The following is an 18,952-nucleotide window of genomic DNA, read 5'->3' as shown; positions in this document are numbered from 1 at the left end:
GACTTACACAAATCCGGGATGAGCGGGTCCAAGGGAACTGGGTGGCAAGACAGTCGCGCCCGCGGATCCAGCGCGCAAGCGCTAGATCCAGCGCAAGCAAGTCCGGACATGTGCCGGGCTCGCGACCAAGGATCAAGGCCAGGAGGGACTTGATCCGTGCTCCCCCAAGCCTGCTGCCCCCCTCCTCCCCCAGACCGGCTGGGAAGTCTCTCCCGCCTGACAGGCCGGGCCTCATGGAGACGCATGGAGACGGCTCGTCCAGCGCAGCCACAGACGTCTGCCCGCACTCATCACAGCTTCGCAGCTGGTCGCTGTCGGCAAGCGCTCGTACGTCCGATCCTGCCGACCGCATGCGTCAGCGCGTTCTGTACAACGGACCGCAGCTGTACCCGCGCTGCGCGCCGCGAGAGCCTCCGAGCCCCCGGAATTCGCCGGCAGGCATCGGCCCTGCCTTGCGGTGGTGGTTGCTCGGCTCCAACAGGGTGCGATGGACGCGAGAAAGAGCTTTCGCGCCCCAATCGCTCCCGGGAATCCGGTTCCTTCAGCTGGCCCGTCTTGCAATGTCGCCGCCCGCGGGCCGCTGGCTTGCCGCCAGCTCGTTCCCATTCCATCCCGGTCAGACCCTTTGCCCGCTGGATGTTCCACCGGGTGGATTGTGCAGAGCTGGTACGGGCGCTTGCCGGTCATTGGCGGCCGATCCGGGTTGATCGTTCTGAAGAGTGACGACGATCACTATGTAACGAACTGTGACACGATAGCGTGCGCACCGGGCTGACATCGCTGTCAGACGTCGCCGCGGGGATGCCATCAGGACTCGGAAGGCTCAAGGACGACCCGATGCCCCTGTGCATCCGAACCTGTTGGCACCGGTGTCATTGAGAGATTTTCATCACATTTTGAAAGGCCCGGTGTTGCAGGAGCAAAATCCGCCGTGTAACAGTTTGTTACATCCGAGCTTGGGGTGCTCGACCCTCACCCGCTGCGCCTGAAGCCTGCGCAGGCGGTCCATCTGAGATGCACCAGTAATGATTGAACACAGTCCACTGGCCGCGCGCCGAGTGGAACGGTGGGTTTTTGCCCGAACTACCACGAGCGCGCGAAAACGATTTCCACGCCAAGCAATAAGAACTTGCGAGCGGCTATATGCACACTCTCATTGTCTACGCACATCTGATCGCAGCCTGCGTGGCCGTCGGGATACTGCTCACTCAGGATCTCATGCTTTCCAAGACGGGCGGAAAGCGGCTCAGCCTCGGCGCTGTCAAGGAACTGCAGCGCGCTGCAAAGACCATCAGTCTGGCGCTGATCATACTGTGGATTACCGGCCTGGCGTTGGTGACCATCGGAAGATACAACGACCCCAATTACCTGTTGAACCAGAAGCTCTGGGCCAAATTCGCTGTTGTCGCCGTGCTGACAGTCAACGGAACACTACTGCACCACTTCAGCTTCCCGCGAGTCACCTCCAGCACCGGCGTAGTTGGATTGAGAGCGCTGGAGCAGATCGTAGTTGTCTCGACCGGTGCCACTTCGACAGTGTCCTGGCTGTTTGCATGCTACCTCGGCGTGGCAAGGCCTTGGAACCACAGCGTCGCTTTCGACTGGGTTCTATTTGTCTACCTCAGTCTTCTGCTGCCAGCCTGTGTGATCGGCTGCGCCTACATGCTCGGGCTTTCGGCTGCCAGCGCCCCGCGCGGCAGCGCTGGACCACGCATGAGCAGCGCCCTTCCGACCTTCAATCGATCCCTCAGCGAATCGGTCGTACGACCCGCGCTCACCTGGATGAAACGCACGCGAGGCCTACCCCGAGCGAGTGAGCTGCCACACACCCATCGCGACGCCGTCAAGAGCGCCCGAATCAGACCCGCTTGAATCCACTGCAGGAGGAGTCATCCATGAAAAGCCGAACAGCGAGTGTTCAGGCCCAAGCAAGACCGAAACCCCGGTTCCGCGCTCTGCAGAACTGGGCGCTCGCAATTGGCGGACTGATCGCGTCAGGCAGCGCGCTTGCCCGGTGCGAGTACGTCATTACCAGCCAATGGAACGGTGGTTATGTTGCCGTTGTTCGCATCACCAACACTGGCAGCTCGCCAGTGAACGGGTGGAACGTCGCCTGGCGCTACAGTGGTGACAACCGGATCACGGGACACTGGAGCGCGAACATATCTGGCAGCAATCCCTATTCCGCGGCGAACCTGAGCTGGAACCAGACCATCCTGCCGAATCAAACGATCGAGTTCGGCATGCAGGGCGGCAAGGGGGCGGCAGCCGCTGAAGTGCCACAGGTCACCGGAGGGGTCTGCGGAGCAGCGACATCCTCCTCATCGTCGTCGTCTTCCTCGTCTTCCTCATCTTCCTCGTCTTCCTCATCTTCCTCGTCGTCTTCCTCTTCTTCGTCTTCCTCGAGCGTTTCCAGCTCCAGCTCCAGCTCCAACTCCAGTTCGAGTAGCAGCAGCTCCTCCTCAACGCCCGCGCAAGCAGCTTGGATTCTGGATGCGAGCGCCTCCTATCTGAACTTCGTCACCACCAAGAACCTGCACATCGTTGAAGTCCACACCTTCAATACACTGAGTGGGTCGATTGGGATCAACGGCACGGCGCAAGTCAACATCGACCTGAACAGCATCAACTCCGGCGTGGTGCTGCGCGACCAGCGCATGCGCGAAATGCTGTTCGAAACCGCGACGCACCCGACTGCATCCATCGAAGTCGCAGTGCCATCCGCCCTACTCAATTCGCTGTCTGCGGGCCAGTCCACGCAGGCCGACATCACCGCAAACGTCAACCTCCATGGCGTTCAGAAAGCGGTGACGGCGCGGGTCCTCATCCAGCGACTCAGCAACTCGCGAGTGTTGGTGCAAAGCATCTCGCCGCCCCTGACCCGTGCCGCTGATTTCAATCTGGTCGACGGTGTCGAGCGGCTTCGCTCGGTCGTCAATCTGGTGTCGATCAGCACGACCGTCCCGGTTGATTTCGCATTCGCGTTCGACGCGCGCTAAGGACGAGGCCCAAGAACATCATGAGAAACTCAACAAAGACTTGGTCTGGCCTTGCGCTGGCGTCGTTGCTCGGTGTGCTCGGCGCCTCTGATGCAATCGCGCAGACCGCGTGCAGCGTAGACTATCGAACCGTCAACAACTGGAACTCGGGCGCGCAGGTAGCGGTAAGTGCGACCAACCATGGTGCTCCGATGAGCACCTGGGAAGTCTGCTGGAACTTTGCCGGCAATGAAGTCATCAGTGATCTGTGGGACGGTGTCTTCACCACCAGCGGGCGCCGCGTTTGCGTACGCAATGCGGGCTACAACGGCCAGGTAGCCACGGGTGCGAACGCCAGCTTCGGCTTCATCGTCCAGAACCCGGGGTCGCAAAATCCGACTGGATTCACCGTGAATGGTGTGTCCTGCGGCGGCAATGCCGCCCAGTGGCTGATCGATGGCAGCGCCTCAAGCCTGCACTTCGTGTCGAAGAAGAATATTGACAACGCCGAGACGCACACCTTCACGCAGATGCGCGGCACCGTCTCTGCAGCAGGCGAGGCGGTTCTGACCATTCCACTGGCCAGCATTTCGACCGGCATCGACATTCGCAATACGCGAATGCAGAACCTGCTTTTCGAGTCGGGCTACCTGCCGAATCTGCACTTCACGACGCAGCTGAATCTGGTGTCTGTCGATGCGCTGCCAGTCGGTGGCATCGCCGTGCAGCCGGTCTCGGGCACGCTCATGCTGCATGGCGTCAGCCGTGCGGTGAACTTCGACGCTTTGATCGTCAAGCACGGCAGTGGGCGCATCAGCGTGTCGCCGCGGCGGCCGATCATCGTCAACAGTGCCGACTACGAAATGGACGCCGGGATCGAAGCCCTGCGTGCGGTCGCCAACCTGGGGGCGATCGGCGAGCGTGTGCCGGTCTACTTCAAGGTCTTCCTGACGCGCGACAACCCGAGCAACGAGCCGAACATCGTGTTGCCGGCTCAGCCGTCGGCGCCCACGGGCCTGACCGGCACGGTGGCTCAGGCCAGTGGTGATGTGGCGCTCGCCTGGACGGGTTCAGGCAGCGCCGAGACCGGCATCCTCGTGCGCCGCAAAGGCCCGGACATGCGCTGGACGACGCAAGCGAACCTGGGGCCGAACGCAGGGGCCTACCTCGAGCGATTGCTCGCCACAGGCGGCAGCTACGACTACAAGCTGATCGGCTATTCGGACAGCGTGCCTTCGCCTGCGTCGAGTTCGGCAATCGTCGTCTACAGCGGCAGCTCCAGTTCGTCGAGCAGCTCCAGTTCGTCCAGCTCAAGCTCAAGCTCAAGCTCAAGTTCAAGCTCAAGTTCGTCCTCCAGCTCGAGCTCTTCGAGCGGCAACGGCAACGTCGAGCGGGGCGCGGCCCTTTACAACTCGCAGGCCTGCGTCGCCTGTCACGGTGTGGACGGCGAGCGCGATGCGAGTGGCGCGCTGGTCATCGCCCGATTGAATCCGAACCGTTCGGCCTATCGCCACAGCCAGGACTCGCAGGAGCGTCCGCTCAAGGAGTTCATTGAGATGTGGATGCCGCAGGGCAATCCGGCGTCCTGTGTGGGCCAGTGCGCGGAGGACATCGCGGCCTACATCCTCAGCTGGCGCCGCCCCTCGGACGGCATTCCGGATCACCCGGTGTCCTATTTCACCTGCCCGACGCCGAATGAAGCCTACGGACAGCGCACGCTGCGCCTGCTGACCAAGGCCGAATACCAGCGTTCGGTGGGGGATCTGGTCGGCTACACCGAGGACGTGACCTCGCGTCTGCCAGACGACTTCAACGCGGGCGTGTTCCTCAACAACAACACCCTGCTGGTCGACCGCACCCGCTACACCAGCTACATCACCACAGCCGAGCGTATCGCCGACAACGTGGCGACGCGCTGGAATGCGGTGCTGGCGTGCAGCCCCGATCTGAACTGCGCAAACCGTCTGGTCACCGAGCTCGCGCCGCGCATCTTCCGTCGTCCGCTGACCAATGACGAACGCACGCTGTACCTGGGCGTCGCCCAAGGCACCACGGGTGGACGTACTCCAGCTGAAGGCATGAAGGTGGCGCTGGCAGGCATGCTGTCTTCGCCCCAGTACCTGTACCGCTCCGAGCTCGGCGAGCGGGTCGGGAATGTCTACAAGCTGACCGGCTACGAGATGGCGACTTATCTCAGCTACACCTTCCTCGGCACGACGCCCAGCGCATCCCTGCTGGCGGCCGCCGGGCGCGGCGAACTGGATACGCCGGCGGGTGTGCGTCAACACGCGTCCGCCCTGCTTGGCACCCAGCAGGCGCGCTCGATGCTGACCAACTTCGTGAACCGCTGGATCGGCACCGACCAGCTGGAGATCAAGGAGAAGACGGGCTTCCCGAATTTTGCCACGCTGGCGAACGACATGAAGCTGGAGCTGGGCAAGAACTTCGCACACAGCATGCTGGACCCGGCATCCACCTATGAAACCGTGTATCGGCCGGCGCACACGCATGTGAACCAGCGCCTTGCCGGCCTGTACGGTCTGCCCTACTCCGGCCTGGGCGCTGATGCCGACGGCTTCGTTCGCACGGCAACCAACGAGCGCGGCGGCATCGTGATGTCGGGCGCCTTCCTTTCGCGCTATGCCACAGCCACCGAGTCGAACCTGGTGACGCGTGCTGTGGCCCTGCGCCGCCGACTGATGTGCCAGGACATTCCGGAGCCGCCGTCCGGCGTCAGCCTGGACCGCGATGCACTGGCGCAGCAGGACCGCGACTTCTTCAACGCGCCCACCACCACGCAGCGCATGATCTACGACCGCATCACGATGGGCACCAGTTGCTCGGAGTGCCACGCCGAGATCATCAATCCGCTGGGCGGTGGCCTGGAGAACTTCGATGCCGTTGGCCGGGTGCGGACCACCGACGTCCGCAACAATCCGATCAATGCCACCGGCACCTTCTTCTCGCCCTTCCCGCAGCTGCAGTTCCTTGGTGATCCGGACCGCGTGATCCACTCGCCGCCGATCACCTTCAATGGCGGTGTCAGCCTGATCTCGAAGATCGTCGAGGATCCGAAGGTGTCGGGTCTGGCGCAGACCTGCCTTGCCACGCAGTTCGTCAGCTACAGCTCGGGCATCCACACGATCTTCCTGATCGACTCCGAGCGTGACGTGGGCTACGCCCGCATCAGCCGCCAGGAAGAGGAAGCCTATCGCTGCGACGTGGGCACGCTCACCGGCGTGCTCACCAGCCGCGGTCCGCGCGCGATGCTGGAAGAGATCCCTGCCCTGCAATCCGTGATGTATCGCAAGGAGTGGGCGCGCTGAGCGCGCCCACTCCCCTGGCACATCCCTACAAGAATCTGGAGTCAGCAGAATGAAACACACGGACTGCTTCGACAAAGAGCGCCGCAGCTTCCTTCGCCTGATCGGCCAGGCGGGCATCTCCGCCAGCCTGATCAAGGCGTCCAGCGTGCTGGCGGGCGTCATGCTCGCCCGCACATCGGAAGCGCAGTCGGCGGTACCCAGCAAGCACTGCCTGGTGTTCTCGGGTGGTGGCTGTCATCCCACCCGATGGTTCCCCAATGGCTCGACGCTGCCGATCCAGTCGGCACCGCTGCAAAGCCACTTCGGCCGGATCGCCATGCTCCGCAACGCCTCGCTCAGCGGTGCCGGCCATGGCGTGATGTTCCACCGCTTCAACAACGGCAGCTGGTCGCAGGACAGCTTCGACGTGAATCTCGGCCGCACCATCGGCGCGAACTACCCGGTGCGCTACCTCAACCTCGGGACAACGGCGGAGTCCAACCTCAGTCGTGAAGGCAACAACGGCAAGCCGATCATCACCAGCCCGCGGGCCGCGCTCGACGTCCTGTTCGCGGGTGGCGGCAGCAACACCGGTGGCGGAACGCCCCCGCGCAAGTCCGTCGTTGACCTTCACTATGCGGCAGTCAACAGCTTGCGCACCAAACTCGGCCAACACGAGTTGCAGAAGCTGGACAGCCACTTCACCGCGATCCGCGAGATCGAGCAGGCGATCGACACGGGCGGCGGCAACCCACCGGGCGGTTCCTGCCCGCAGCCGCCGAACACCGCAGTGACCGGTTTCGACGCCACCGCCAAGCTGCACACCGAGATCGCCGCGCTGGCGCTCAGCTGCAACCTCACGGCCTCGGTGTCGATCGCATTCGGGACGGATGCACACACCCATTTCCTCGATGTGCTCGGTCGCGAATCGCATCAATCGCACCACAACCAGGGCAACCAGCCGCAGGCCTATCACGACGACATCATTTACATGCAGGGGCTGACCCGCAACCTGCTCGATCGCTTTGATGCACGCGGTCTGTTCGCGACGACCATCGTGACCCAGGTGTCCGACATGGGCGACGCCGACTCTCACGGCAACAGCAACGTGCCGATGTTGATCGCGGGCGCCGGAATCACTGGTGGGCGCGTGGTCGATGCCGGTGGCCGCGCCCAGTCCGAGCTGTACCAGACGATCGGTCTCAAGCTGCGCGCTGATCAGAGCCCCAACGGTGCCGCGTATCGCACCTGGTCCAACGCGACGATCGCCGGCCTGTAATCCGCTAGGTGTCCTTCTTCGCTTAAGCGTATCCGCCCGCGACCGTCCTTCCAGGCCGGTCGCGGGCCTGTTTCCTGAGCGACACCACGCTCCCCTACGCACTTCGCGACCACTTGCCGAGGGCGGGTGCAGGCCGGTCGACACTGGGCGATCTGGGTCGATCGCGCGGAAGAGTGACTGGAATCACGCTGTTACGAATTGTGAACCGCTAATGTGCCGCTGCGGGTGACATCGCTGTCAGAAAGTGTCACGTCCAGCCGCCATCGGGCCACATGCCGCGGCGACGCGCACTGGACGTGCCCGCTGCACGCTCTGCTCGAATGCGCGTCGACACGTGGCGTCATCGGAGTCGCTAGTGGTCTGGGGCAAGCGACAAACGTGGGGGTACGGGGGATCTGAAGTTCGCAATCGAGCGCGCTGGCCATCGGCCGTGCGATGACCGCTTGCGGCCAAACTCCGCCCGCTCCCAAAGGCTCGATGTTCTCGCAAAGCGGACCTGCGTCCGCGAGCGACCTGTCCGCTTCTCAACGCAACAAGAGGGATTGTCGATGCACTCATTCCACATCGGGCTGCGCGCCCTGGGACTGCTAGCACTGTGCTTCAGCGCTGCGGCTGCCGCCCAGGGCGTGAAGATCGTTCCGGCTTCAGCCTATGGCAGCACCAATCTGCAGCCGGCGGCCAACGCCATCGACAACAACCCTGCCACGCGCTGGGAGTCGAACTACGGCGTCTCGCCCAGCAGCCTGACGTTAGATCTCGGCCGGCAGCAGGCGCTGTCGCAGATCGTCATCGACTGGGAGGCCGCCAACGCTTCCGACTACACCGTGCTGGGCTCGAACGACAACAGCGCCTGGACGCAGATGGCGGTGCGCAACGGTGGAACCTTCGGCACCCGCACCGACACCCTGCCCTTGAGCGGCAGCTACCGCTATGTGCGCATCAATGCCATCCAGCGCAGCGCCGGCAATACCTGGGGCTACTCGATCTGGGAAGCCAGCGTATACGGCCCGGCGGCCGCTTCCGGCGGCAACTGCAGCGACGGCTGCGTGTCTGCGCTGAACGCCAGCACCCTGCGCGCCACCGTGAGTCAGGGCAACGTCGTCGACATCCACTACCGAGTCAACAATGGTGCGCAACAGAACGTGCGCATGAACAACATCGGCGGCCAGTGGACCTTCGACATCACCGGCCTCTCGGCCAACACGCCGGTGGCGATCAGCTACACGATCATCACCAACGGCGTCGGTCGTACCACGCCCTGGCAGAACTACAGCCTCGCTGCGCTGGGCGGCAGCTCTTCGAGCAGCAGTTCCAGCAGCAGTTCGTCGAGCAGCAGCTCTTCCAGCAGCAGTTCGGCAGCGAGCTTCACCCTGTTCCGCGAGGCCGAGTCGTACACCAGCATGTCCGGCGTCGATACCGAGAACACCACCGACACCGGCGGCGGCCGCAACGTCGGCTGGATCGACACCGGTGACTGGATGGCCTACGCGGGTGTCGGCATCCCAACCTCCGGGCGCTATCTCGTCGAGTACCGGGTGGCCAGCCCGAGCGGCGGTCGGCTGTCGCTGGATCTGAATGCCGGCAGCATCCGCATGGGTGAAGTCGCCATTCCCCCCACGGGCGGGTGGCAGAGCTGGGCGACGGTCTCGCAGACCGTTGACCTGACCGCTGGCACCTACAGCCTCGGCGTCTACGCTGCGCAGGGCGGCTGGAACTTCAACTGGCTGCGCATCACCCGCCTGTCGAACACGCCGGGCCGCGAACTGGTGTGGTCGGACGAGTTCGACCGCATCGACCTCAGCAACTGGACCTTTGAAGTCAACGGCGATGGCGGCGGCAACCAGGAGCTGCAGTACTACACCAACGGCCAGAACGCCTCGATCCAGTTCGATTCACTGGTCGGCAGCAATGTGCTGGTGATCGAGGCCCGCCGCGAGAATCCGGCCAACTACGGCTGCTGGTACGGCCGCTGCAGCTACACCTCCTCGCGCATGGTCACGCGCGGCAAGCGCTCCTTCCAGTACGGGCGCATCGAAGCGCGAATCCGCCTGCCGAGCACGCAGGGCATCTGGCCGGCGTTCTGGATGCTGGGCAACAGCCTGGGCCAGGTGGGTTGGCCGCAGAGCGGCGAGATCGACATCATGGAGCACGTCGGTTTCGAGCCGACCCTGACCCACGGCGCCCTGCACGGCCCCGGCTACTCCGGCGGCAGCCCGATCATCGGCACCTACAACGCCGGTGAACTGGTCAGCAACCGTTACCGCGTGTTCGCGGTGGAGTGGGACGCCGGCAGCATCCGCTGGTTCGTCGACGGCCAGCAGTTCCACAGCGTCACCCGGGCCCAGGTCGAAGCGCGCGGCGCCTGGGTTTACGACCAGCCCTTCTTCCTGCTCATGAATGTGGCCGTGGGTGGCGGCTGGCCGGGCGCCCCCAACGCTGGAAGCGTGTTCCCGCAGCGCATGTACGTCGACTACGTCCGCGTCTATCGCTGAGATGGGCAATGCCGGCGGCTGCCGGCACCAGGAGCTTCTTCGGGAATCAGCTGTTGGCTATGCGGCTTGAGACCCCCAAAGCGCTTGCACGGTCCCGGCAGCGCGCCGCGCACCGCCCGAGTCATCGGCCAGGGAGGGCCGATGACCGTGGCGCTCGCACCCATGAACACACGTCTGGACCGCGGTGGCCGGCGTGGCGGCAAGGCACCACTGACAAGGATCTCTGCAATGCGCTTTCTTCAAGCGGGCCTCTGTGCCCTTGGGCTGCTGTCTCTTTGCGCCAGCGCTGCGCTGCATGCGCAGACGATCAAGCTCACACCGGCCTCGGCCTACGGCAGCACCAACCTGCAGCCGGCGGCGAACGCCATCGACAACAATCGATCGACGCGCTGGGAGTCCAATCCTGGCGTCTCGCCCAGCAGCCTGACGCTGGATCTCGGCCGCCAGCAGGCGCTGTCGCAGATCGTCATCGACTGGGAGGCCGCCAACGCTTCCGACTACACCGTGCTGGGCTCGAACGACAACAGCACCTGGACGCAGATGGCGGTGCGCAACGGTGGAGCCTTCGGCACCCGCACCGACACCCTGCCCTTGAGCGGCAGCTACCGATATGTGCGCATCAACGCCATTCAGCGCAGCGCCGGCAATACCTGGGGCTACTCGATCTGGGAAGCCAGCGTCTATGGGCCGGCGTCCGCTTCGGGCGGCAACTGCAGTACGGGCTGCGTGTCCGCGCTCAACAGCAGCACGATGCGTGCGACGGTCAGCCAAGGCAGCGCCGTGGACATCCACTACCGCGTCAACAACGGTGCGCAGCAAAACGTGCGCATGAACAGCATCGGCGGCCAGTGGACCTTCGACATCACCGGCCTCTCGGCCAACACGCCGGTGGCGATCAGCCACACCATCATCAATAACGGCGTCGGCCAGACCACGCCCTGGCAGACCTACACGCTGGCCGGACTGGGTGGCAGCTCGTCGAGCAGCAGTTCGTCGAGCAGTTCATCGAGCAGCAGTTCCTCCAGCAGCAGCTCGTCCGCTGCGAATTTCACTCTGTTCCGCGAGGCCGAGTCCTACACCAGCATGGCCGGCGTGCAGCTGGAAGACACCACGGACACCGGCGGTGGACGCAATGTCGCCTGGATCGACACCGGCGACTGGATGGCGTACTCCGGCATCACGATTCCAACCACCGGTCGCTACCTCGTCGAGTACCGCGTTGCGAGCCTCGCTGGCGGGCGTCTGTCGCTAGACCTCAACGCCGGCAGCATTGCGCTGGGCCAGGTCGCGATTCCAGCCACCGGCGGTTGGCAGAGCTGGACTACCGTCTCGCATACCGTTGATATCAACGCGGGCAGCTACAGCCTGGGCGTGTTCGCCGCGCAGGGTGGCTGGAACTTCAACTGGTTCCGGATCACGCGCGTCGGGTCGATCGGCTCCAGCAGTTCCTCATCGAGCTCGTCCAGCAGCTCAAGCAGTTCCGGGGGCGCCCCGGTCGTGCCGCTGTACAACGCCTCGACCGTGCTGGAACCCGCCTGGCGCGTCCAACAGGGCAACCGACTGATCACCCGCATCGCTGATCGCGCCCGCGACCGCCATGCCAAGGAGAACCAGTTCCAGGCCTACGACCACTACCTGAGCTTCTACTGGGAGCACCGCACCGCGGCGATCGAGATCATCGAAGAGCAGTTCGCCGATGGCACCGCCTCAATCCGCATGAACGTGCGCACCCAGTGGCGCCTGAACGACACCGAGGCGGAGAACCGCTGGTTCTACCGCGGCATCGGCACGGTGGCGGAGTACTGCGACAACGGCACGATGGTGGTGGTCGACACCTTCAACTACTGGAAGCAGCGCACCCACAACTGTCGCACCGGCCAGCCGATCCGCCGTGGCGACAAGCTGGAGTTCGAACTCAGCCAGTTCCTTGACCCGAGTGTGCCGCGCGGTCGCGCGCCGTACTACGGCACCACCTACCTGTACATCGTCGGCGAGGGCATCGTGCCCTGGGACATCCTGCCGGGCACCTTCAGCACGCCGATGTTCGGCGGCGGCACCAAGGACTCGGTGAAGATCCCCGAGAAGGCCTGGCTGGGCGGCAGCACCACCCTGCCCTACATGCACTCGGGCGAGCCGGACAACCATTTCCTGCAGATGGCAACGAACCTGAACTATCACAACGGCCAGCCCTTCGTGCTGGGGCGTCGTCTGCACCACAGCTCCTTCGTCAGCGGCCTGCACGACGAGCATGCGGAGAACGGCGCTTTCGGTGATGTGGTGGGTCGCGCCGGGCCGCGCTACGTCAACGAGCGCTGCACCGACTGCCACACCCGCAATGGCCGAGCCGCTCCCGAAGCACCGGGCGTGCCGCTGAGCAAGTGGGTGTTCAAGGTGGGCGACAGCGCAGGCAATCCACACCCGAACCTCGGCCGCGTATTGCAGCCGCGCGGCACCGGCGGCGTCCCCGGCGAAGGCACGGTGTCCATCGCCAGCTGGACTGAAGCCAACGGCCTGCGCTCCCCCAGTTACCAGTTCAGCAACGGCACGCCACCGCGCTTCTCGGGTCGCATCGCGCCGCAACTGGTCGGCATGGGCCTGCTGGAGGCGATTCCCGAATCCACCATCCTGGCGATGGAAGATCCGAACGACGCGAACGGCGACGGCATTTCGGGCCGCGCCAACCGCGTGCGTGATCCGGTGACGGGGCAGTTGCGCCTGGGTCGTTTCGGCTGGAAGGCCGGCACCAGCAGCGTGCGCCATCAGGTGGCCAGTGCGCTGAACACCGACATGGGCGTCACCACCTCGATGTTGCCGAACCCGGACTGCGGCTCGGCGCAGAGCGGCTGCGGCCCGAGCGGTGTCGAACTCTCGGACGCCCACCTCGACAACCTGGTGAAGTACATCGCCCTGCTCGGCGTGCGCCCGCAGCGCGACATCAGCAACCCGGCCGTGCAGCGCGGCGAAACCACGTTCGCCAACATCGGCTGCGCCGGCTGCCATCGCCCGACCCTGCAGACCAGCCCGCATCACCCGCTGTCGGAGCTGCGCGACCAGACCATTCATCCGTATACCGATCTGCTGCTGCACGACATGGGCCCGGGCCTCGCCGACACCCTCGGCGAGGGCGAGGCTTCGGGCTCGGAATGGCGGACCACGCCGCTGTGGGGCCTGGGGCTGTCGGCCTGCGTCACCGGCGGCACCACCAATGCGCCGCAAGGCAGCCAGGTCTGCACGCCCGTGCACAGCTATCTGCATGACGGCCGCGCCCGCACGATCGAAGAAGCCATCCTGTGGCATGGCGGTGAAGGCGAGGCGTCGAAGAACGCCTATCGCGCGCTCAACGCAAGCCAGAAGCAGGACGTTCTGCGCTTCCTCGAAAGTCTGTAAGCACGGCCTGGCGCAAAGCCCTGCGTGGGCCTTGCGTCAAGCCCTCGCGAGCTTAGGAACAGCGCATCACCCATCAGGGGTTCAACCACCACATGGTGTCCAACATGAAGAAAACTGCATTCAAGCGTTTGCTGATCGTGTTTGTGGGCGGGCTGTTCGCTGCCGCCGCCCAGGCTGATGTGCCAGCGATCTCGACCCAGGGCAACAAGGTCCTGTTCGGCGGACAACCGGGCAGCATCGCCGGGCCCAGTCTGTTCTGGAGCAACAACAACTGGGGCGGCGAGCGCTACTACACCGCCGGCGCCGTCGCCACCGTCAAGCGCGACTGGAACGCCAAGCTCATTCGCGCCGCGATGGGCGTCGAGGACGGCGGCGGCTACCTGCAGAATCCAGCCGACAACCTCGCCCGTGTCCGTCGCGTGGTGGAAGAGGCCATCGCCAACGACATGTACGTGATCATCGACTGGCACAGCCACAACGCCGAGCAGCACACCCAGGCCGCCGTGCAGTTCTTCCGCCAGATGGCGCAGGACTATGGCCGCTACAACCACGTCATCTACGAGATCTACAACGAGCCGCTGCAGGTGAGCTGGAGCGGTACGATCAAGCCCTACGCCGAGACCGTGATCAATGCCATCCGCGCGGTCGACCCCGACAATCTGATCGTCGTCGGCACACCGCGCTGGTCGCAGGATGTAGACGCCGCCGCCAACGACCCGATCCGCAACCAGCGCAACATCGCCTACACCCTGCATTTCTACGCCGGCACCCACAAGCAGGATCTGCGCAACAAGGCGCAGTACGCGCTGGACCGCGGCATCCCGCTGTTCGTCACCGAATGGGGCACGGTGAACGCGGACGGCAATGGCGGCGTCGATGCCGGCGAAACCCAGGCCTGGATCAACTTCCTTCGCACCAACCAGATCAGCCACGCCAACTGGGCGCTCAACGACAAGAACGAAGGCGCCTCCGCGCTGCGCCCCGGCGCCAACCCGAACGGCGGCTGGACGGCGGCCGACTACACCGCCTCGGGCACACTGGTGCGCGGCATCGTGCGTGACTGGCCGGCGATCGGTGGCACCCCGGGACCGAACCCGACGCCCTGCACCACGCGCGCCATCCCGGGCACGATCCAGGCGGAAGACTTCTGCAACATGAGCGGCATCGACACCGAGCCCACCACCGATGCAGGCGGCGGCCGCAATGTGGGTTGGATCGACGCAGGCGACTGGATGACCTATCGCGTCAACGTTCCCGCGGCGGGCCGCTACAAGGTGACGTATCGCGTGGCGGCGCAGTCGGCCTCGGGTCGCCTCCGACTGGAGCGCGCGGGCGGCTCGCCGGTCTTCGGCGACCTCACCGTGCCGAACACGGGCGGCTGGCAGCGCTGGACAGACATCTCGCACGAAGTCAGCCTGAGTGCCGGCGAGCAGGACATCGCCATCTCCGCCCAGGGCGGCGGCTGGAACCTCAACTGGTTCCGCATCGAAAGCACCACGCCAGCACCCGCCCCGACCGTGATCGCGACGATCCAGGCCGAGGACTACAGCTACATGAGTGGCGTGCAGACCGGCGGCACCTCCGATGTCGGCGGTGGGCAGGTGGTCGGCTACATCGATGCCGGCGACTGGATGTCCTACTACAACACCCCGGTCAGCATCCCGGTCAGCGGCACCTACGAGGTGAGCTACCGCGTCTCCAGCGGCGCCAACGGCGGCAGCTTCAAGCTGGAGGAAGCCGGCGGCTCGCCGGTGTACGGCAGCATCAACGTTCCTGCGACCGGCGGCTGGGAGACCTGGACCACCATCACCCACCGCGTCCAGCTGCCGGCCGGCACTCGCCGTCTCGCCATCGCCGCCACCGCAGGCGGCTGGAACATCAACTGGTTCCGCATCAGCCGCGTGAACTGAAGCCGGTAGCCTGGCTCTGCCGCCTACGTCGGCACACCTCGCGACGCAGGCGGCTCCGCGGTCCATGGGCCCATGGCTGAACGAAGGCCACAAGGTTTTCCTTGTGGCCTTCGCCTGCGCCTCCATATACTCCCCCGACGCGCGGCACCGGCTGATCGAAAGCCCGCCGCGCAGCAGCGACCCCGGGGGCGACCAGGCTTCGACGGGGGTGTGAAACCGGAGGTGCGTGTCGAGGGGGCAGCTTTCCTCGTTAATCCAGCGGCAAACAAGCTAGTTGCGAACGACGACAACTACGCACTCGCCGCCTAAATAGGCGAGTCCGACTCCCATCGGTGCCTGTAACGATGGATCAGTCGGTCATATTTACGGGATCGTCCGAAGGCTGCTGTCTGACAGCCAAGGCCTAAAACTTCCAGACTGGTTCCGGGGTGCTCTTCGTGCGCTGTGTTGCCCCGGAACGAGACCTGACAACGCACTACACACGTAGATCCAAAGATGTAATGCCCTCGGACGGGGGTTCGATTCCCCCCGCCTCCACCAACACCTCAAAGGGCCCGGATGATCTCCGGGCCCTTTCTTTTTGCTTGCCCGGGCACGGATGATCTCCGGGCCCTTTTTCTTGCCTGTGCTTGCCGTATCAGGCAGGGTTCGGCTCCGGCCGCATGCATGCACCACAGGGACAACAATGGCCAAGGCCAACGACAAGAACCACGCCGCCAGCCTCGGTTTTGAAGCCGAACTCTTCAAGGCCGCCGACAAGCTGCGCGGCAACATGGAGCCCAGCGACTACAAGCACGTCGCCCTGGGCCTGATCTTTCTGAAGTACATCTCCGACGCCTTCGAGGCCCGCCACGCCCAGCTGCTGGCCGAGGATCCGCAGGTCGCCGAAGACAAGGATGAGTACCTCGCCGACAACGTGTTCTGGGTGCCCAAGGACGCGCGCTGGTCGCATCTGAAGGCCAACGCCAAGCGCCCCGAAATCGGCACTCTGATCGACGACGCCATGCGCGCCATCGAGAAGGACAACGAATCGCTGAAGGGCGTGCTGCCCAAGGACTACGCCCGCCCCGCCCTGAACAAGCGGATGCTGGGCGAACTGATCGACCTGATCTCGGGCATCGAGATGGGCCCGCCCACGACCTCGGAAGGTGCCGCGCCCGCCTCCCCTCTCACCACGGGAGAGGGGCTGGGGGTGAGGGGCGAAACAGAGCGAAGCAGCCGCTCCCACGACATCCTCGGCCGCGTCTACGAATACTTCCTGAGCCAGTTCGCTGGCGCCGAAGGCAAGCGCGGCGGCGAGTTCTACACCCCGCGCTCGGTGGTGCAGGTGCTGGTGCAGATGCTCGAACCCTACAGCGGGCGCGTCTACGACCCCTGCTGCGGCAGCGGCGGCATGTTCGTGCAGAGCGAGAAGTTCGTGCTCGAACATGGCGGGCGCATCGGCGACATCGCCATCTACGGCCAGGAGAGCAACTACACCACCTGGCGCCTGGCCAAGATGAACCTCGCCGTGCGCGGCATCGACAGCGATATCCGCTGGAACAACGAAGGCAGCTTCCACAAGGACGAACTGCGCGACCTGCGCTTCGACCACATCCTGGCCAACCCGCCCTTCAACATCTCCGAATGGGGCGGCGACCGCCTGCGCGAAGACCCGCGCTGGATCTTCGGCGTGCCGCCCGTAGGCAATGCCAACTACGCCTGGCTGCAGCACATCTACTGGCATCTAGCCCCGCAGGGCAGCGCCGGCGTGGTGCTGGCGAATGGCTCGATGAGCTCCAACCAGAGCGGCGAAGGCGAGATCCGCCGTGCCATGGTCGAATCCGACGCCGTCGACTGCATGGTGGCCCTGCCCGGCCAGCTGTTCTACTCCACCCAGATCCCCGCCTGCCTGTGGTTCCTCGCCCGCGACAAGTCAGGCGGTTCTCCCCTCTCCCCTCGTGGGAGAGGGGCCGGGGGAGAGGGGGCAAGGCTTCGCGACCGCCGCGGCGAAGTGCTGTTCATCGACGCCCGCAACCTCGGCACCCTGGTCGACCGCACGCGGCGCGAACTCTCCGACGCCGACATCCAACGGATCGCCGACACCTACCACGCATGGCGCGGCGCTGGCCCTTCCCCCTCTCCCCTCGAGGGAGAAGGGGGCGCACCCGCCCCACCCCTACCAGGACATCCCCGGCTTCTGCAAATCCGCCACGCTGGACGAAATCCGCAAGCACGGCCACGTGCTAACCCCCGGCCGCTACGTCGGCGCCGAAGCCGCCGAGGACGACGGCGAGGCCTTCACGGACAAGATGCGGCGGCTCAGCGCCCAGTGGCGCGAGCAGCAGCAGGAAGCGGCGCGGCTGGATGCGGCGATTGAGGCCAATCTCAGAGCGCTCGGGTATGGCGGCTGATCGCTACCAGGCCAGCGGCGCGCAAGGTGAGTGGCAGCCGGGTTCCGGCGAACAGGTGCTGCGCAACTTGCCAGGCGTTACGGACCCGGCGCAGATGGACGAGGTCGAGCTGCAGCTGCTGCTGCAGCTCTACGAGCACGTGCTGAGCGAAGAGCACTTTCCTGCGCGCCGCCTGAAAGCGGCCGATCTGAAGGAATGGCATCGCCTGTGGCTGGGCAATGTGTACGACTGGGCCGGCGAGGAACGCAGCGTCAACATCGCCAAGGGCGACTTCCACTTCGCGGCGGCGGCGCAGGTTCCGCGCCTGCTGACAGAGTTTGAGCGCGACTGCCTGCATCGCTACACGCCCTGCGACGGCCTGGGTGGCGACGCGCTGGCCGAGGCCATCGCGGTGTGTCATGTCGAGCTGATCCTCGTCCACCCCTTCCGCGAGGGCAACGGCCGACTCGCGCGCCTGCTGGCAGACGTGATGGCGGTACAGGCTGGGCGCGGCCCGCTCGACTACAGCGCCTGGGATGCCGACACGCCGGCCTACTTCGCCGCGATACAACGTGGCATGGGCAGGGACTACGCACCCATGCAGGAACTGGTCATCCGCGCGCTGGCGTCGGCGCAGGCTTGAGGGCGAGAGACAGATGAGGAAACGATTTCCGACCGCCGTGCAACATGGCCTCAATCGCGGCGATGCGCTGGCCGGTTTCGATAGCAGTGGAACTGGCCACGGCGCGAACAATGGCTTGGCGGCTGGGCGCTTTGTGCTGGATCTTGGCTTTCATGGGCGACGCGTCTTGAGAGCTGGGGTGAGTCTACCGAATTCGGCGCGGCTGGATGCGGCGATTGAGGCCAACCTGAGGGAGCTTGGGTATGGGGGGTGAGTGGAGGCGCACATCACTCGGTAAGTTCGTGACCCTTCAGCGTGGACATGATCTTCCGGACGAGAAGCGAAGGCCTGGCTGCACACCTGTCCTTGGATCCTTCGGTATCACCGGCTGGCATGACGAGGCAAAGGCTAGGGGCCCCGGCGTTACGGTCGGCCGAAGCGGCGCGTCCTTTGGGGTTGTGAGCTACACAAGCGCCGACTACTGGCCGCTCAACACCGCCCTCTACGTCATCGATTTCCACGGGAACGACGAACGCTTCGCGTATTACTTCCGGCGGATTCAATTCCGAATCGCAACACGCTTCTTGAGGGCTTCGGCGAAGACCTC

Annotated in this window: 10 protein-coding genes, 1 other RNA gene and 1 pseudogene; 11 read left to right on the top strand and 1 reads right to left on the bottom strand. The window is 64.8% G+C overall.

Going from position 1 to position 18,952, the window contains the following annotated elements:
• The first annotated feature begins 1,143 nt into the window (after positions 1–1,143).
• The 10 genes from Q0654_RS14290 (at position 1,144) to Q0654_RS14240 (ending at position 18,366) form a co-directional block, all read left to right on the top strand.
• On the top strand, positions 1,144–1,872 hold the full coding sequence (locus Q0654_RS14290) for a hypothetical protein (RefSeq protein WP_298854937.1): 729 nt from the start codon (positions 1,144–1,146) through the stop codon (positions 1,870–1,872).
• 23 nt (positions 1,873–1,895) lie between these two features.
• On the top strand, positions 1,896–2,999 hold the full coding sequence (locus tag Q0654_RS14285; protein WP_298854935.1) for a cellulose binding domain-containing protein: 1,104 nt from the start codon (positions 1,896–1,898) through the stop codon (positions 2,997–2,999).
• A 20-nt stretch (positions 3,000–3,019) separates the two neighbouring features.
• Positions 3,020–6,304, top strand: coding sequence for a DUF1592 domain-containing protein (locus Q0654_RS14280; RefSeq protein ID WP_298854934.1), 3,285 nt, complete (start codon positions 3,020–3,022; stop codon positions 6,302–6,304).
• A 49-nt stretch (positions 6,305–6,353) separates the two neighbouring features.
• Positions 6,354–7,562, top strand: coding sequence for a DUF1552 domain-containing protein (locus Q0654_RS14275; protein WP_298854933.1), 1,209 nt, complete (start codon positions 6,354–6,356; stop codon positions 7,560–7,562).
• A 548-nt stretch (positions 7,563–8,110) separates the two neighbouring features.
• The gene (locus tag Q0654_RS14270; RefSeq protein ID WP_298854932.1) at positions 8,111–10,054 is read left to right on the top strand and encodes a carbohydrate-binding protein; all 1,944 of its coding nucleotides are present in this window, start codon (positions 8,111–8,113) and stop codon (positions 10,052–10,054) included.
• A 228-nt stretch (positions 10,055–10,282) separates the two neighbouring features.
• Positions 10,283–13,441 carry a di-heme oxidoredictase family protein gene (locus Q0654_RS14265; protein ID WP_298854931.1) on the top strand — a complete coding sequence of 1,053 codons (3,159 nt, stop codon included), beginning with the start codon at positions 10,283–10,285 and terminating at the stop codon, positions 13,439–13,441.
• 104 nt (positions 13,442–13,545) lie between these two features.
• A complete protein-coding gene (locus Q0654_RS14260) occupies positions 13,546–15,351 on the top strand; it encodes a carbohydrate-binding protein (RefSeq protein WP_298854930.1) in 1,806 nt (601 codons plus the stop codon).
• Between the two features lie 184 nt (positions 15,352–15,535).
• Positions 15,536–15,891, top strand: a transfer-messenger RNA (tmRNA) gene (gene ssrA / locus Q0654_RS14255).
• A 145-nt stretch (positions 15,892–16,036) separates the two neighbouring features.
• The gene (locus Q0654_RS14250; protein ID WP_343230140.1) at positions 16,037–17,710 is read left to right on the top strand and encodes a class I SAM-dependent DNA methyltransferase; all 1,674 of its coding nucleotides are present in this window, start codon (positions 16,037–16,039) and stop codon (positions 17,708–17,710) included.
• Positions 17,707–18,366, top strand: coding sequence for a Fic family protein (locus Q0654_RS14240; RefSeq protein ID WP_298854929.1), 660 nt, complete (start codon positions 17,707–17,709; stop codon positions 18,364–18,366). The genes Q0654_RS14250 and Q0654_RS14240 overlap by 4 nt, the downstream gene beginning before the upstream one ends.
• Here the strand turns inward: Q0654_RS14240 and Q0654_RS14235 are convergent.
• A complete protein-coding gene (locus Q0654_RS14235; RefSeq protein WP_091239017.1) occupies positions 18,335–18,520 on the bottom strand; it encodes a hypothetical protein in 186 nt (61 codons plus the stop codon). The genes Q0654_RS14240 and Q0654_RS14235 overlap by 32 nt on opposite strands.
• Before the next feature lie 88 nt (positions 18,521–18,608).
• Between Q0654_RS14235 and Q0654_RS14230 the strand changes: the two are divergent.
• Positions 18,609–18,952: pseudogene (locus Q0654_RS14230) on the top strand (hypothetical protein); the annotation flags it as partial.

The organism is uncultured Aquimonas sp. (assembly GCF_937888285.1).
In the GTDB taxonomy this organism is placed as follows: domain Bacteria; phylum Pseudomonadota; class Gammaproteobacteria; order Xanthomonadales; family Xanthomonadaceae; genus Aquimonas.
Note: the sequence above shows the minus strand (reverse complement) of the source record. Positions and strands in the feature narration are given on the sequence as shown.

What these genes read in the sequence shown, in the direction of transcription:
- Q0654_RS14270 (WP_298854932.1), top strand. Translation starts at nt 8,111, where the DNA reads ATGCACTCATTCCACATCGGGCTGCGCGCCCTGGGACTGCTAGCACTG.
- Q0654_RS14260 (WP_298854930.1), top strand. Translation starts at nt 13,546, where the DNA reads ATGAAGAAAACTGCATTCAAGCGTTTGCTGATCGTGTTTGTGGGCGGG.
- Q0654_RS14235 (WP_091239017.1), bottom strand. Translation starts at nt 18,520, where the DNA reads ATGAAAGCCAAGATCCAGCACAAAGCGCCCAGCCGCCAAGCCATTGTT.
- Q0654_RS14285 (WP_298854935.1), top strand. Translation starts at nt 1,896, where the DNA reads ATGAAAAGCCGAACAGCGAGTGTTCAGGCCCAAGCAAGACCGAAACCC.
- Q0654_RS14290 (WP_298854937.1), top strand. Translation starts at nt 1,144, where the DNA reads ATGCACACTCTCATTGTCTACGCACATCTGATCGCAGCCTGCGTGGCC.
- Q0654_RS14275 (WP_298854933.1), top strand. Translation starts at nt 6,354, where the DNA reads ATGAAACACACGGACTGCTTCGACAAAGAGCGCCGCAGCTTCCTTCGC.
- Q0654_RS14265 (WP_298854931.1), top strand. Translation starts at nt 10,283, where the DNA reads ATGCGCTTTCTTCAAGCGGGCCTCTGTGCCCTTGGGCTGCTGTCTCTT.
- Q0654_RS14280 (WP_298854934.1), top strand. Translation starts at nt 3,020, where the DNA reads ATGAGAAACTCAACAAAGACTTGGTCTGGCCTTGCGCTGGCGTCGTTG.
- Q0654_RS14250 (WP_343230140.1), top strand. Translation starts at nt 16,037, where the DNA reads ATGGCCAAGGCCAACGACAAGAACCACGCCGCCAGCCTCGGTTTTGAA.